The organism is Clostridium punense, from assembly GCF_017874425.1.
Lineage (GTDB): Bacteria > Bacillota > Clostridia > Clostridiales > Clostridiaceae > Clostridium_J > Clostridium_J punense.
Genome location: NZ_JAGGLL010000001.1, coordinates 121344 through 136065 on the forward strand (window position 1 = coordinate 121344; position 14722 = coordinate 136065).

Below are 14722 nucleotides of genomic sequence, written 5' to 3' on the forward strand. Positions count from 1 at the left end.
TATTTTTCACAATCTCACCTCAAATTTTAATTCATAGTCTATATTCTATACTTTCTTTCTAAGTATTCATTAACCTTAACTTTATAAACCGCTTCTAGCCCTTTAAAGCCTAGCATATTTCTCTCAACTTCATCACTTTGAACTACCTTTAGCTTTTTAATTTCAAGTTCCTTTAAAAGCTGATTAAAGTATTGTTTTTTATTGGCATAAAGCTTAGAAATGTCCTTTGGATTAATCCAAACTTCTTCACACAAGCCATGAAACTTAACCTGTTCATTGATTATATCACAATATATACTTCCTTCAACTAATTCTCTAAAAGCAGGATGAAAAGGTCCTTCAATAATATCCCCCCCATGGTTTATCTCCTCAGTAGGTTGTAATCCTATTCGTATTACCTGAATACCATTTGCACTAAGCATACCGTAAACTTTCTTAGAAATATCCACTGCTTGTTCTAGGCTGTAGGGCTTATATATACCTTTACTAAGCATTTCCTCCATAGGGGTATCCTTAATAACTAAGGAAGGATATATCCTGCATATACTTGGTTTTAAAGCTATAACTCTTCTAGTAGTTTGAATATCTTTGTCTTCCCTGTCACCTGGAAGCCCTAACATTATTTGATGACCTAAGGTGAACCCATATTCCTTTATAAGCTTTGAAGCTTTAGTTACATCTTCGGAGGTATGTCCTCTTCCTGACCTTAGTAAAACCTCATTATCTAAAGATTGAACGCCTAACTCAATAATATCTACCTTATAGTCTTTTAGATTATCTAATATGGTTTCATCAATATAATCTGGTCTTGTAGATAATCTTATATAATCAATTTTACCACACTGCTTATACTCCCTAGCAACTGCTAATAATTCCCTTTGCTTATTAATATTTATAGCAGTAAAGGTTCCTCCAAAAAATGATACTTCTATTATGGAATTTTCTTTTTTTATGGTTTTTAAGTATTCTTCAATGGTGTCTCTTACAAAAGCCCCATCTATGCTAAAACAGCTTCCTGTAATACTATCTTGATTGCAAAATACGCAAGTATGAGGGCACCCTTCATGAGGAACAAAGATTGGTATTATATAATGTACTTTACTCATGTATTTCACCTCTGGTCATTAATAATTCCTTTGCTGCATTTTGTTCTGCTTCCTTTTTAGAATAGCCTACTCCTTTTCCTTTTGAAACCCCATTTATAACTACTTCAACATAGAATTCTCTTCTGTGAGGTGGACCTTCAAACTTTATCAAATTATAAACTATAGATACCTCTCCTTGCTTTTGAAGAATTTCTTGAAGCTTAGTTTTATAATCAATTATAATCTCGTTTTTAAAAGCCTTTTCTATGATGCTATTAAAATTACTAAGAATAAACTCTCTTACTACGGTATAACCCCTGTCAAGATACACTGCTGCAATTATAGCCTCTACTGCATCTGCCAAAATAGATACCCTAGTTCTTCCTCCTGTAAGCTCTTCACCCTTACTCATATTAATGTAAGTTCCTAAGTTCCAAGTCTTAGCAACTTGAAATAAAGAGTTTTCACAGACTATAAGAGATCTAATCTTGGTTAAATATCCTTCTGTTTCATTCTCAGTGTTTGAAAATAAATACTCAGATATGACTAATTGTAAAACCGAGTCTCCTAAAAACTCTAATCTTTCATTGAACTCCATCTTTCGCTCATTTGCATAGGAACTATGGGTTATGGCTGTCTCAAGGATTTTAATATTATTAAATTCAACCATCAGTTTATTTTGCAAATCTAATGTACTTTTTCTAATGTTCATTTTTACTAACTTCCTTCCAGAAGTTTATTCTTCAAGCTACTAACCTTAAAAGCTACATCCATTATTCTTAACTTTCTATGAGCTTTTATTTAAGTTAAAGATTTTTTCTTGGTAACCTTAAATTTTCTGGTATTTAATATCCCTTAGATTTACTAATCTTTACTATACTGTAATAACTTCAAGAATAAACTTAAAAATAAGGTTCCGCAAAAATACGGAACCTATAAATTAGTCTTCTACACGTGCTTTTATATATTCTACAACATCTCCAACTGTAGCTATTTTTTCAGCATCTTCATCTGGTATTTCCATATCAAACTCTTCTTCTAAGGCCATTATTAATTCAACTATATCTAATGAATCCGCACCTAAATCATCTACAAAAGATGATTCCATTTTAATCTCCTCTTCATCTATACTTAATTGGTCTGCTATTCTTTTTCTGATTTTTTCAAACATATTGTTCATCCTCCTAATTTATTACATTACTCTTTAAATATAATAGCTTATTAATAAGTTATCAACTGTTTTTTATTAATACTTTAATATAATATACTAATTATATTATATTTTATTCATTATTTCCTTGTTGATTTTCAAATATATCCTTCATTTTATCCAAAGCTTTGTTATCATAAAATATTTTTGCTTGTTTTATAGCATTTTTAAAAGCTTTAGCATCAGAGCTTCCATGGGCTTTTATACAAATACCATTGACACCTAAAAATGCTGCTCCACCATATTCTTTATAATCATACTGTTTTTTAAAAGCTTTAAATACTGGCTTTAAGAGTAATCCTCCAATTTTTGTCCTTGTTGAGCCCATAATTTTTTCTTTTAACTCATCAAGGATATTTCCAGCTACTCCTTCATACATCTTTAGTGCAGTATTACCAACAAAACCGTCACAAACTAACACATTAACTTCTCCTGTAGGAATATCACGTGGTTCTACATTTCCCACAAAGTTAAGGCTTTCCCCCTTTAAAAGTTTATGTGCTTCCTTAGTAAGTTCATTTCCCTTCTCTTCTTCAGCACCGATATTTATTAATCCTATACTTGGATTATTTATTCCCAAAACACTCTCAAAATATACTTTACCAAGGTGAGCAAATTGAACTAAATAATGAGGCTTGCAGTCAGCATTTGCTCCGGCATCTGCTATCATAAAGGCTCCTTTTCTTCCTGGCATTATAGGTGCAAGGGTTGGTCTATCAATCCCCTTAATTCGCTTTACAATTAAAGTACACCCTGCCAGGAAAGCCCCTGTACTTCCTGCAGAAATTATTGCATCTGCTTCTTTATCCCTAACCATTTGAAGAGCTTTAACCATAGAAGAGTCTTTTTTTGTTTTTAGAGCTTTTACTGGCGCTTCATTAGGACTTATTACCTCTTTAGCATCTACAATTTTAATTTTTTCCTTATTATAACTGTATTTTTCCAATTCCTTTAAAATTAATTCCTCTGGACCTGTAATTATAATTTCCACATTGTACTCATTTTGTGCTAAAACACAGCCTTCAACTACAGCTTGTGGTGAGTAGTCTCCGCCCATTCCATCTACTACAACTCTCATATCTTAACCTCTCAAATTTAATTACACAAATTTATAGGACCAACAGAAAACTTTTTTAAGCTCTAACCTTCCTCGTGCTAGGAATCCTTGTTAAATAACTAAAATAATAGTTATTAGAAACTTTCATTAGATTTTCTATGTAGACTTTAAGTTTTCATAATGGAAACCTATATGAATATATTATATATTAAGCCTTAACTAAATTTCCATAAAAAAATAAAAGAAAGTCATATGACTTTCTTTCTATTTCTCAGTTGAAACAACTTCTCTATTTTTGTAGTAACCACAGTTTTTGCAAACTCTGTGAGCAAGTTTCATTTCATGGCACTGAGGGCATTCAACTATTCCTGGTAAGCTTAGTTTGAATGTTTGAGCTCTTCTTGAGTCTCTTCTTGCTTTTGAAAATCTTCTAGCAGGATTTCCCATAATTACACCTCCTTATGCTTTAGAAAACAAGTTTTTTAATTGTGCCAACCTTGGATCCACATCTACAGTATCACAGGAGCATTGTCCTTCATTTAAGTCCGTCCCACACTGTTGGCATAACCCTTTACAGTTATCACTACATAATCTCTTAACAGGCAACTGTATAATAAGATTGTTTTCCAGTATTTCATCAATGTCTATCTTATCATTTTTAATTGAGATAATTTCACTCTCTTCATTACTTGCACTAGTAGATAATTTTTCTTTTATGTCCATCTCGATGGAATATGGAAATTTTTTAAGACATCTTGAGCATGTAAGTAATAATTCTGCAGTTATTGTCCCATTTAGATGAAAAATATCCCCAACTAAACGAATAACTCCATTAAATTCTATGGGTTTTGAAACCATAACAGTTTCTGTACCATCATAGAAACTTTCTTTCTCAATTACAACGTTGATATTTCTTTTGGAATTCTTTTTACCTTTTAATTCTGAAACATCTATGTTCATAATAAATGCTCTGAAAAAACATCAAAACTATGCTTTTTCTCATATAACTAAAAAGTTATATATAATGCAACATGTTACATAAATACAGTAAAACATTGCATAGCTTGAGCAAAGCTCCAACGTCCCTCCTTAATTTCATTGTAAAAATATCTACTATTTCAAACACAAACTATTATATAAAGTATACACCTAAAAGTCAAGGTTTATTTATAGTGCTACAAGATGAAACTTTATTTTAAGTTGCGTAAAAAGCTGTAAGGGAACCCAATTTAAGATTCAAATAAAGATGAATAAAATTGGTTCCCTTTATTGCTTAATTATCCTGTTAAAAACAATTTATTTATACTCTATACCCTAACAAAACAAGAGTATATTTAACTTATCCATGGGTATAAATTCACTCTTTTAAGGTTTTCTGAAGCTGAATAATACAGATTATGCCCTTAAAAGTTCATGAAAAATATTCCTATTTTGAAGTTAATTCTTGAGTATCTCTAGCTATAACTAATTCTTCGTTTGTTGGAATTACAAATACTTTAACAGTAGCATCTGCAGCACTTACGTCTACAGCTTTTCCTCTAACATTGTTTTTCTCTGCATCAATTTTTATTCCTAAGAACTCTAAACCAGCACAGATATCTTTTCTTGTTTCTGGAGCATTCTCACCAAGACCTGCTGTAAATACAACTGCATCTACTCCGCCCATAGCTGCTGCATAAGCACCTATCATTTGTCTTACTTTGTAGTTGTAAACATCTAATGAAAGTTTAGCTCTTTCATTTCCTTCTTTAACTGCATTTTCAATATCTCTGAAGTCACTGCTTACTCCTGAAAGTCCTAAAACACCTGATTGTTTATTCATTAAGTTATTAACGTCATCAGCTGACATGTTTTCTTCTTTCATTAAGAAAGTAACTATAGCTGGGTCAATATTTCCACATCTTGTTCCCATTGCTATACCTTCAAGTGGTGTAAAGCCCATGCTTGTTTCTACAGATTTTCCATTTTTAACTGCTGATAAGCTTGCACCATTTCCTAAATGGCAAGTAATTATTTTTAAGTCCTCTATGTTTTTGCCCATCATTTCAGCGCATTGTGCTGATACAAATCTGTGTGATGTTCCATGGAAACCATATTTTCTTATTCCATGTTTAGTGTATAATTCATATGGTAGAGCATACATATATGCTTCTTGTGGCATTGTTTGATGGAAAGCAGTATCAAATACAGCTACCATTGGAGTGCTTGGCATTAAGTTCTTGCAAGCATTTATTCCTATTATGTTTGCTGGATTGTGAAGTGGTGCAAGTTTAACACACTCTTCTAAGCTAGCCATAACATCATCATTGATTACTACAGAAGTTGCATATTTTTCTCCACCGTGAACAACTCTGTGTCCTACTGCAGAAATTTCTTCCATTGATTTAATAACTCCATGAGTTTCGTCAATTAATGCACCTAAAACTAATTTTATAGCATCTGTATGGTCCTTCATTGGCTGCTCAATTATGTATTTGTCTTTTCCTGGAACCTTTTGAGTTAAGATTGATCCTTCGATCCCAATTCTCTCTACTAATCCTTGTGCTAGTGAATCTTCATTTTCCATGTTGATTAACTGATATTTTAATGATGAACTTCCACAGTTAATTACTAATACCTTCATTGTATTTCCTCCTCTAAAAAGTTACTAAAATTTATTTTAAATATAATAGTGAAAATATTTACATCTCAGTATTATATTTTAATATACTTATGCATAACTTGGCAAATAATTGTTTTTTCAGATAATTCATGTATAGGTAACTATTATTCCCATATTAATCTGCTTTAAAACTTCTTTATGTGGTAAAAAACAATTAATAAATTCCCCTTATTAATATACCCCTTTTTATACATAATTTTCAACCTTAAATGCGAAATTATTTCACCCTATGTAATATTATTAATTATGCTGAACGAAATTCAACACTTAACTTACACATGAAACCTCCCTTGATTTCCTTAAGGCTTTTTAAGTAAATAAAATATTTTTTATTCTAGAAGCCTATAATCTATACAAAATTGATAATATTATATATGATAGGTTCATGTAATATTATAGAGAATAAACTTCAACAATAAGTAATTTGTTTAGAAAAAGTTGTTTCTCCTTATATAATTATGACTTTTATACATAATGGAGTGAATTAAATGAAAATAGCTGGAATTGTGGTGGAATATAACCCTCTTCATAATGGTCATGTCTACCATATAAATAAAACTAAAGAATTAACAAACTGTGATGTACTTATTGCTGTAATGAGTGGTAGCTTTAATCAAAGGGGAATCCCCTCTGTAATAGATAAGTGGAACAAAGCTCTTTCTGCTCTTCATAATGGAGTTGATTTAGTTATAGAACTTCCTGTATTATACAGCTTATCCTCAGCAGAATTCTTCTCCTTTGGAGCCGTAAGCCTACTAGATAGTCTCGGAGTTGTTGATTCAATTTGTTTTGGTAGTGAACATGGTGATGTGAGCTTATTAAAGGAAATAGCACATATTCTAAATGAAGAGCCTGAAGAGTTTAAAATAGGTCTTAGGGATAAGTTAAAGGAAGGCGCTGTTTATCCTAAAGCTAGAACTCATGGAATAATGAACTATTTAAATGCCAAATCACTACTTAGTACCCTAGATATAGAAAACTCTTCTCAGTTAGAGGATATTTTAAATTCCCCTAATAATATTTTAGGCATAGAATATATAAAGGCCTTACTAAAACTTAATAGTAATATGAAACCTTTCACTCTAAAAAGAGAAGGGGCTTCCTATAACAGTGATGAATTGAACTCAATCTTCTCTAGCGCAACTTCCATAAGAAAATTTTTAAAGTCTAGAAATTCTATTGATACCCTTAGTTCTCACCTGCCCACCCAGGTTTATGAACTTTTAAAAACACTACATGCTTCTAACTATCCATTTACTTTTTATGAAGAAATGTTTCCCTACATAAAGTACAAATCACTTGTAGAAGGTGGAGATATTACAAAAATCCCTGATGTATCAGAAGGCTTGGATAGTAAGATCATAAAGGGAATTCTTCAAAACAACTGCTATGATACAGCTATTGACTTTATAAAGAGCAAAAGATACACCTATACCAGAATCAGTAGATTACTATGCCAATATTTTGTTGGCTTTGATAGTTTTGATACTGAGACCTTAAGAACACTGCCCTGTCCCTATGCAAGAGTATTAGGTTTTAATGAAAAGGGTAAATCTGTTTTAAAATCCATTAAGGATAATAGCAGCATTCCTCTCTATAGTAAGATACCAAAGGAGCTTTCAACTACTTTAAAGTTAGACCTCCAATCTACTAAGGCCTATAGTTTAATAAATAGTAGAGTAAACCACAATGACGACTATTTAATAAGCCCTTTAATTCTTAAATAAGGCATCTGAAAATAAATAACAGGTCAAATATGTGAAGGCTATTTTGTGTTCATAAGCAAGCTTGTGTTCACAAGCAAGCTTGTGCAGACAAGGAAACAGGTTCCGCAGATAGTGGGGCTATCAAAGGGTTCTGTTGACGCAGTATAGCACAAAATAGACGATCAGATTGACTTATTTATTTTTTGAAGGTGCCTAAGTCTACAAAAAAATACTGGACAAAAGTGTAATTATTAGAATTAATATTGATAAAGACATGTGTAATAGAGGGATTAAATCTCCTATTATACATGTCTTTATTATTATTGTGGCTTTTATGTATTATGAAACAACCCCTTATTTTTTATCATAACTCTTACTATAAAACAATATATTTTAATATACTCCTTGTCCTTATGAAAATAAATACCTTAAGAAAGAAGGCATCCTATGAAGGTAATATTAATTATAACTTTAATAGTCATATTTGCATTAGTCTACTTCCTTTTAAAAGAACATGATAAAAACGCATTGCTGACCTTTATATGCTCCTTGATGATAATCTATATTGTACTAAATCCAAAGCAATGTATTGGCTTTACCATTGCTGGAGCAAAACTATTTTTTAATGCAGTTTTCCCTTCTCTGTTTCCCTTTCTAGTTATAGTAAATTTGATTATCTCCTTTGGTGGAATTGAAATCTATTCTAGGCTGCTTGGAACAATCCTCTGCCGTCCTTTAGGACTTCCTAAGGAATGTAGTCTAGTATTGCTAGTAAGTGTATTTTGCGGCTACCCTTTAGGTGCTAGATATGCTGCCGAGTTATATGAACAAAATCTTATTGATCATAAGACTCTTGAAAGACTCCTTAACATTGCAACCAACGGAAGTCCATTATTTATTATTGGTTCTGTAGGAACTGCTATGCTGGGACATCCATATCTAGGGTATATTCTTATAATTTCAAATGTACTATCTTGTATTGCAATGGGATTAATATTACCCGGAAGATACAAGTGGAAAGGTACTAAACCTGTAGCTAAATCTGTATCTCATGCTAGTGTAAACTTTGGCATCGCTCTTAAAAATGCTTTGGAAGATGCGGTAAAAACCTGTATTTCTATTGGAAGCTTTGTTGTTATATTCTCTGTACTTATAAACATAATAAAGAGCAATGGTTATTTCAACCTTGCTCTAATATATGTATCAAAGTATACCTCTCTGCCTATAGAAATTCTTCAAAGCTTTTCCCTTGGAATATTAGAAGTTACTAACGGCTGCAATTTAATTGCAGTATCTGCCCTTTCCAATAACTCTAAGCTTATAATCAGCAGCTTTTTAATTGCCTTTAGCGGTCTTTCAATTACATCTCAGGTCTATTCTTTAGTTTATAAACACAAAGTGTCAATAAACAAATATATAGTATTAAAAGTACTCCAAGGTATAATAGCCTCTGTAGTAACTTTTGTTATATGTAATATAGGTTTTATCCATATGACTGAAGATGTTTTCTTAGATGGATATTCTAGAGCTTCTTCATTGTCACCCTTTTTAATAGGCATTATCTTCTTAATAGCTTTGCCAATTATTATAGACAGATTAAAAGCTTTAATTAGAGTTTCCTAATTTTAATTAGAGTTCCCTAATTCTTTAATATTTTCCCTAATTGTAGAAGTGGTTCCTGCTATTTGCTTATGTATACTTATAAGCATAGCTTCCATTTCTTTTTTTATGTTTATTAAGGATTGCTCACTCACAAGATCTATTTCCTTTTGTAGATGACTTAAAGTGCCATCTGCATAATTCATTACCCCATACTTAATTTCCTTGGCCTGCATTGTAGCTTCAGTTTTTATTTCTTTAGCTTCTTTTTTTGCTTCTTCAACTATTTCATTAGCAGCTTGCTTTGCAGCCATTAATATATCTGAATTTTCATACTCATCTTGTGCTCTTCTTCTTGCTCTTTCTATAATTTCTTCAGCTTCTCTTTTAGCTTCATTAATTATTCTTTCTCTTTTTTCCACAATATTTTTTGCCTCTGAAAACTCATCAGGTAAATAATTTCTAATTTCGGTTATAGTTTGTAATACCTCCTTTTTATTAATAGAAACCTTACCTACTAAGTTTTTCGATGCCATTTGAATATTTTGCTCAAGAAAATCTAATAAATCTAATACCTCCATCTATAATTCCCCCTCAAATTGTTTTGCTCTTTCTCTTATCTCACTTTCTAACTCCTTAGGAACTAACCCCTCTAAGCATCCTTTGAACAAAGCTACTTGCTTAATAGCTGTAGAACTTAAATAGGAATACTTAGTGTTAGTCATCATAAACACAGTTTCTTTTTTGTGATCAAGTTTTTTGTTCATAAGAGCCATCTGAAACTCATAATCAAAGTCTGACATAGATCTTAATCCTTTAACAATAACCCCAATATCTTCATTATTCATAAAATCCACAAGTAATCCACTAAGACTTTTCACCTTAACATTTTTTAATCCTGCAACTACCCTCTGAATATGTTCTACTCTTTCATCAATATCAAACCAACATTTTTTATTAGGGTTAATTGATACAGCTACAACAACCTCATCAAATACATGTGATGATCTTTTTATAATATCTAAGTGTCCATTTGTTATTGGGTCAAAACTTCCTGGATAAACTGCTCTTGTCATTTTATATCTCCTTATGCTCATAGAAACACACTGTTGTATTTCCATATTTTCTTTTGTCTATTAGAATAATATTTCCATCACCCTCATATATTTCTTCACCAGAATCAATTTTTGTTACAATTAACCCTTCACTGTGAAGTAACTTATGCTTTGTTATAAGTTCAATGGATGGTGGAATCATCTCTTTAGCATAGGGAGGATCTATAAAAATAAGATCAAAAACCTTACCTGCCTTTCCAAACTCTTCTAAATATCTATAGCAATCACCTTTGTAGCACTTACACTTATCTTCAAATTTTAAATTAATAATATTTTGCTTTAAATACCCAAAGGTAGTATCTCCCTTATCAATTGAGTGACACTCCTTTGCTCCTCTACTTACAGCCTCAAGACCTAAGCTCCCTGTTCCTGCAAATTGGTCTAAAACCACTGCATCCATGATTCTATTTTGAATAATGCTAAAAATTGACTCTTTCACTCTATCTAGGGTAGGTCTTGTTCCCATACCCTCTGGAGATAGTAACTTCTTTCCTTTTGCTAAACCTGCTATTACTCTCATGTGCTTCCTCCTCTGCGACCTTAATTAAAACAAATATACTTTGAGCTTCTCTCTAAGCTATTTATTATTTCTTCAACAACCTTCTGTTCTTCTTCTTGCTTATTTTCAAGAAGGGTCTTAGCTTCAAAATTTGCTATTTTAAATAGCTGAAAATCTGTGGATAAATCTGCTAACAGCAATCCATTTTCACCTGATTGTCTCATTCCAAAAATCTCTCCACTGCCTCTGATTCTTAAATCTTCTTCTGCGATATAAAACCCATCATTACTGTTTTTCATTATCTCCATTCTACGTCTAGTAGTTTCACTTTTAATTTCTGCAATTAGTATACAGTAAGATTTATGACTTCCCCTTCCAACTCTTCCCCTAAGCTGGTGAAGCTGTGATAACCCAAATCTTTCAGCATTTTCAATAATCATCAAAGTAGCATTTGGTACATTAACTCCAACTTCAATTACAGTGGTAGAGATTAAAACCTTTATTTCTCCACTTTTAAAGCTATCCATAATTGCATTCTTATCCTTATTAGACATTTTACCATGAAGAATGCTAATATTTATATCCTTAAAGTATTTTTCCTTTAGTTCCTCATATAGGTTCTCCACTGAAGTTAACTTTATATCTTCATTTTCCTCTACTAAAGGACATACAACGTAAACCTGTCTTCCCTGTTCAATCTCCTTTAAAGCAAAATTATAAACTTTGTTGCTTTCATTTTTATTAACATAATAAGTATCAATTGGCTTTCGTCCTGGTGGAAGAGAATCTACTATAGATACATCTAAATCCCCATATAGATACAGATATAGGGTTCTAGGTATAGGTGTAGCACTCATTACTAACACATCTATATTTTCTCCCTTATTGCTCAACCTGCTTCTTTGACCTACGCCAAACCTATGTTGTTCATCTGTAACTATCATGCCTAAATTTTCGAAAATCACATCTTCTTCTATTAAAGCATGGGTTCCAATAAGGATATCTACTTCTCCACCTTTTACTTCACTTTTAATTATATCCTTATTTTTTGCAGTTGTGCTACCAGTAAGAAGTTTTACCCTTACTCCAAAATCCTTATAGATTTTTTCTGCCTCTGCAAAATGTTGTTTAGCTAGGATTTCTGTAGGAGCCATCATTGCCACCTGATAACCATTTTTTATCACATTAAACATAGTTATTAGTGCAATTATAGTTTTTCCGCTACCTACATCCCCTTGAACTAATCGGTTCATTGGAGAGGGCCTTTTTTGATCTAAAAGAATTTCTCTAACCACTCTTGATTGAGCCTCCGTAAGCTGAAAAGGAAGTCTTTCCTTTAGCACTTTAAGCTCTTCAGCAATTTTAAAACTTATTCCCTTTACATTATTATTTCTCTGTTTTAGTAAAAGAATCTTCAATGAGTAGGTAAATAACTCTTGAAATTTCAACCTTTTCTTGGCTTCATTTAAAGTTTTGCTGTCCTTTGGACTATGTATATTTTTAATTGCCTGATCTAAAGATATAAACTCATATTTCTCAATGATAATTTTGGGCAGATTTTCAACAATTTTAATATGTCCTAAAGCATCAGAAATAATTTTATTTAAAAAGTTATTGGTCAAATCATCCCTTAAAGAATATTTTGCCAGGATTTTATTATCATCTAAAGTAATGTTTCTCATAATCTTAGGATTACTCAAGTGCATTTCCTTATTACTTTTATCGATTTTTCCACTTATAATATATTTACTATCTGGTCTAAAGCTATTCTTGGCATAGGGCTGATTAAACCAAATCCCCTTAAATTTAGTGTTTCCACTTTTGAATATAACAGTAGATAAAACTTTACCTGTTTTTGTTCTTATATCTTTAAGTATTCCCTCTACGGTAACCTCTGTTATAACCTTATCCTTGTCGTTAAACTCTTCTATGTTTTTTGCTACAGAAATAAATTCATAATCCCTTGGAAAATACAACAACAGGTCTAATATTGTGTATATTCCGCACTTATTAAGTTTTTCAGCCATTTTAGGGCCAACACCCTTCAAATAACCCACATCATCATAAATATTCACAATATCACTCCAAATAAAAATATATAGAAAAAAAGCCCTAAGGCTTTTATTCTACAGATGTAATAAAATAATATAATGGTTGTTTTCCATCAAAATATTGCACGTCCATATGAGGATATTTTTCCTCTAAAGCAGCAACTAGTTCTTCTACTTTTTCTTCTTCACAATCTTCACCATAGAATATTGTGATAAGTTCGCTATCTTCAGTCACCATGCTTTCTATAAGCTCCTTACAAACTTCATAGATATCTGTGCCTATTTCATTTATTTTTCCTTCTAAAAGCCCTAAAATGTTACCTTCTTTAATTGTTCTTCCGTTATCCTCAGTATCCTTAACTGCATAGGTAACTGCACCTGAAGTTACATTAGATAAGCTTTCTATCATTAAGTTTTTATTTTCCTCAATATTTGTTTCACCATTGAACATAGTTATTGCTGTAACTCCTTGAGGAATAGTTTTAGTTGGTATAACAACTACAGTTTTACCATCAACTAAACCTATAGCCTGTTCTGCAGCCATAATAATATTTTTATTATTTGGTAATACAAACACAGTTTCAGCATTAATCTTATTTATACTATCAACTATATCTTGAGTACTTGGATTCATAGTTTGACCACCCTCTATTACTTGGTCAACGCCTAAATCCTCAAAAATGGCTTTTATTCCTTCACCTCTTGCTACAGTAACAAAACCAAAAGGTTTTACTGGCTCATTAAAACTTTCACCTTCTGTTTCATCAGTAGCTCTTTCAGCTTCTGTATCTACTTCTAATAGAGATCTGTGTTGCTCTCTCATATTATCAATTTTTATTTTAGATAACTCTCCCATTTGAACAGCTATGGATAAAACTTCACCTGGGTCATTAGTATGGATATGAACCTTTACTATATCTTCAAGTCCTACTAAAACTATTGAGTCCCCACGTTTTTCTAACTCCACTTTGAACTTAGGAATGTCTACTTTTTCACTTAAAATTATAAACTCTGTACAATACCCAAATTTAATATCAGCAGGGTTTATATTAGCTTCAATTCCTTGAGGAGCTGTAGCTTCTTTAACTTCACCTTCACCAAATAACTCTACTTTTAAATCATCAACTAAGGCTTGTAGCATTCCTTTTAGAAGTATTAATAACCCCATTCCACCAGCATCTACAACTTTTGCTTGTTTTAACTGTGGAAGCATTTCTGGAGTTTTATCTAGCATTACTTTACTATGCTTACAAATATCCTCAAATAATGAAGTTATATCTTCACTATTACTGCTCATTGCAGCTTCACCTGCTGCTTTAATAATAGTAAGGATTGTACCTTCGGTTGGTCTCATTACTGCCTTGTAGGCAAAGTTTGCTCCTTCAACCATACTAGCTTTAATATCTTCAATGGTAGCTTCTGTCTTTCCTTCTAACCCCTTTGCTATTCCTCTGAAAATTTGAGAAAGAATAACTCCTGAGTTACCTCTTGCTCCCATTAAAGCTCCCTTAGCTAATCTCTTAGAAACTTCTCCTATAGATTTGCTATCTAGTCCTTCTATATCAGTTACTGCTGATTTAAAGGTTAATGACATATTTGTTCCAGTATCTCCGTCTGGTACTGGGAATACATTTAATGAATTTACATATTCCTTTTGCTCTTCTAATTTGTTAGAGGCATTTCTTACCATGTTGCAAAAATCATGTCCGCTTATTTTTAAGTATTTCAATGTTGTTAC

At 31.9% G+C, this 14722-nt stretch carries 14 protein-coding genes; 2 read left to right on the forward strand and 12 right to left on the reverse strand.

Annotated features, from left to right (window positions below; translation table 11 throughout):
- Positions 1 to 38: 38 nt before the first annotated feature.
- From J2Z44_RS00555 to J2Z44_RS00585, 7 genes are all read right to left on the reverse strand, one after another.
- Entirely contained in the window at positions 39 to 1106 is a 1068-nt protein-coding gene (locus J2Z44_RS00555) for an elongator complex protein 3 (RefSeq protein WP_209649271.1), read from the reverse strand.
- Positions 1099 to 1797: a ribonuclease III gene (gene rnc, locus J2Z44_RS00560; RefSeq protein ID WP_021284691.1), complete on the reverse strand. Its 699-nt coding sequence runs from the start codon at positions 1795 to 1797 to the stop codon at positions 1099 to 1101. The genes J2Z44_RS00555 and rnc overlap by 8 nt, the downstream gene beginning before the upstream one ends.
- A 228-nt stretch (positions 1798 to 2025) precedes the next feature.
- Complete coding sequence (acpP, locus tag J2Z44_RS00565) at positions 2026 to 2256, reverse strand: acyl carrier protein (RefSeq protein ID WP_021284690.1); 231 nt, start codon at positions 2254 to 2256, stop codon at positions 2026 to 2028.
- A gap of 112 nt (positions 2257 to 2368) precedes the next feature.
- Entirely contained in the window at positions 2369 to 3373 is a 1005-nt protein-coding gene (gene plsX / locus J2Z44_RS00570; protein WP_021284689.1) for a phosphate acyltransferase PlsX, read from the reverse strand.
- Positions 3374 to 3616: 243 nt separating this feature from the next.
- Positions 3617 to 3799: a 50S ribosomal protein L32 gene (gene rpmF / locus J2Z44_RS00575; RefSeq protein WP_021284688.1), complete on the reverse strand. Its 183-nt coding sequence runs from the start codon at positions 3797 to 3799 to the stop codon at positions 3617 to 3619.
- Between the two features lie 12 nt (positions 3800 to 3811).
- Positions 3812 to 4312 carry a YceD family protein gene (locus tag J2Z44_RS00580; protein WP_021284687.1) on the reverse strand — a complete coding sequence of 167 codons (501 nt, stop codon included), beginning with the start codon at positions 4310 to 4312 and terminating at the stop codon, positions 3812 to 3814.
- Between the two features lie 466 nt (positions 4313 to 4778).
- Positions 4779 to 5975 carry an acetate/propionate family kinase gene (locus J2Z44_RS00585; RefSeq protein WP_021284686.1) on the reverse strand — a complete coding sequence of 399 codons (1197 nt, stop codon included), beginning with the start codon at positions 5973 to 5975 and terminating at the stop codon, positions 4779 to 4781.
- Between the two features lie 527 nt (positions 5976 to 6502).
- Here J2Z44_RS00585 and J2Z44_RS00590 point away from each other — a divergent pair.
- Positions 6503 to 7741 carry a nucleotidyltransferase gene (locus J2Z44_RS00590; RefSeq protein WP_021284685.1) on the forward strand — a complete coding sequence of 413 codons (1239 nt, stop codon included), beginning with the start codon at positions 6503 to 6505 and terminating at the stop codon, positions 7739 to 7741.
- A gap of 426 nt (positions 7742 to 8167) precedes the next feature.
- A complete protein-coding gene (gene ylbJ, locus J2Z44_RS00595; RefSeq protein WP_021284684.1) occupies positions 8168 to 9343 on the forward strand; it encodes a sporulation integral membrane protein YlbJ in 1176 nt (391 codons plus the stop codon).
- Positions 9344 to 9345: 2 nt separating this feature from the next.
- On the opposite strand, the gene J2Z44_RS00600 is transcribed toward ylbJ, so the two are convergent.
- Genes J2Z44_RS00600 through J2Z44_RS00620 form a run of 5 tightly spaced genes read right to left on the reverse strand, consistent with a single transcriptional unit; the run spans position 9346 to position 14713 of the window.
- Positions 9346 to 9900, reverse strand: a complete 555-nt coding sequence (locus J2Z44_RS00600; protein WP_021284683.1) for an ATP synthase subunit B family protein — start codon at positions 9898 to 9900, stop codon at positions 9346 to 9348.
- Positions 9901 to 10395: a pantetheine-phosphate adenylyltransferase gene (coaD, locus tag J2Z44_RS00605; protein WP_021284682.1), complete on the reverse strand. Its 495-nt coding sequence runs from the start codon at positions 10393 to 10395 to the stop codon at positions 9901 to 9903.
- 1 nt (position 10396) lies between these two features.
- Positions 10397 to 10954 (reverse strand): 16S rRNA (guanine(966)-N(2))-methyltransferase RsmD, encoded by a 558-nt coding sequence (gene rsmD, locus J2Z44_RS00610; protein WP_021284681.1) that lies wholly within the window; start codon positions 10952 to 10954, stop codon positions 10397 to 10399.
- Between the two features lie 20 nt (positions 10955 to 10974).
- The gene (recG, locus tag J2Z44_RS00615; protein WP_021284680.1) at positions 10975 to 13008 is read right to left on the reverse strand and encodes an ATP-dependent DNA helicase RecG; all 2034 of its coding nucleotides are present in this window, start codon (positions 13006 to 13008) and stop codon (positions 10975 to 10977) included.
- Between the two features lie 46 nt (positions 13009 to 13054).
- A complete protein-coding gene (locus J2Z44_RS00620) occupies positions 13055 to 14713 on the reverse strand; it encodes a DAK2 domain-containing protein (protein ID WP_021284679.1) in 1659 nt (552 codons plus the stop codon).
- Positions 14714 to 14722: the final 9 nt, after the last annotated feature.

Excerpts from the sequence above, each read along its gene's own strand:
- J2Z44_RS00555 (WP_209649271.1), bottom strand. The coding sequence starts at position 1,106 with ATGAGTAAAGTACATTATATAATACCAATCTTTGTTCCTCATGAAGGG.
- rnc (WP_021284691.1), bottom strand. The coding sequence starts at position 1,797 with ATGAACATTAGAAAAAGTACATTAGATTTGCAAAATAAACTGATGGTT.
- acpP (WP_021284690.1), bottom strand. The coding sequence starts at position 2,256 with ATGTTTGAAAAAATCAGAAAAAGAATAGCAGACCAATTAAGTATAGAT.
- plsX (WP_021284689.1), bottom strand. The coding sequence starts at position 3,373 with ATGAGAGTTGTAGTAGATGGAATGGGCGGAGACTACTCACCACAAGCT.
- rpmF (WP_021284688.1), bottom strand. The coding sequence starts at position 3,799 with ATGGGAAATCCTGCTAGAAGATTTTCAAAAGCAAGAAGAGACTCAAGA.
- J2Z44_RS00580 (WP_021284687.1), bottom strand. The coding sequence starts at position 4,312 with ATGAACATAGATGTTTCAGAATTAAAAGGTAAAAAGAATTCCAAAAGA.
- J2Z44_RS00585 (WP_021284686.1), bottom strand. The coding sequence starts at position 5,975 with ATGAAGGTATTAGTAATTAACTGTGGAAGTTCATCATTAAAATATCAG.
- J2Z44_RS00590 (WP_021284685.1), top strand. The coding sequence starts at position 6,503 with ATGAAAATAGCTGGAATTGTGGTGGAATATAACCCTCTTCATAATGGT.
- ylbJ (WP_021284684.1), top strand. The coding sequence starts at position 8,168 with ATGAAGGTAATATTAATTATAACTTTAATAGTCATATTTGCATTAGTC.
- J2Z44_RS00600 (WP_021284683.1), bottom strand. The coding sequence starts at position 9,900 with ATGGAGGTATTAGATTTATTAGATTTTCTTGAGCAAAATATTCAAATG.
- coaD (WP_021284682.1), bottom strand. The coding sequence starts at position 10,395 with ATGACAAGAGCAGTTTATCCAGGAAGTTTTGACCCAATAACAAATGGA.
- rsmD (WP_021284681.1), bottom strand. The coding sequence starts at position 10,954 with ATGAGAGTAATAGCAGGTTTAGCAAAAGGAAAGAAGTTACTATCTCCA.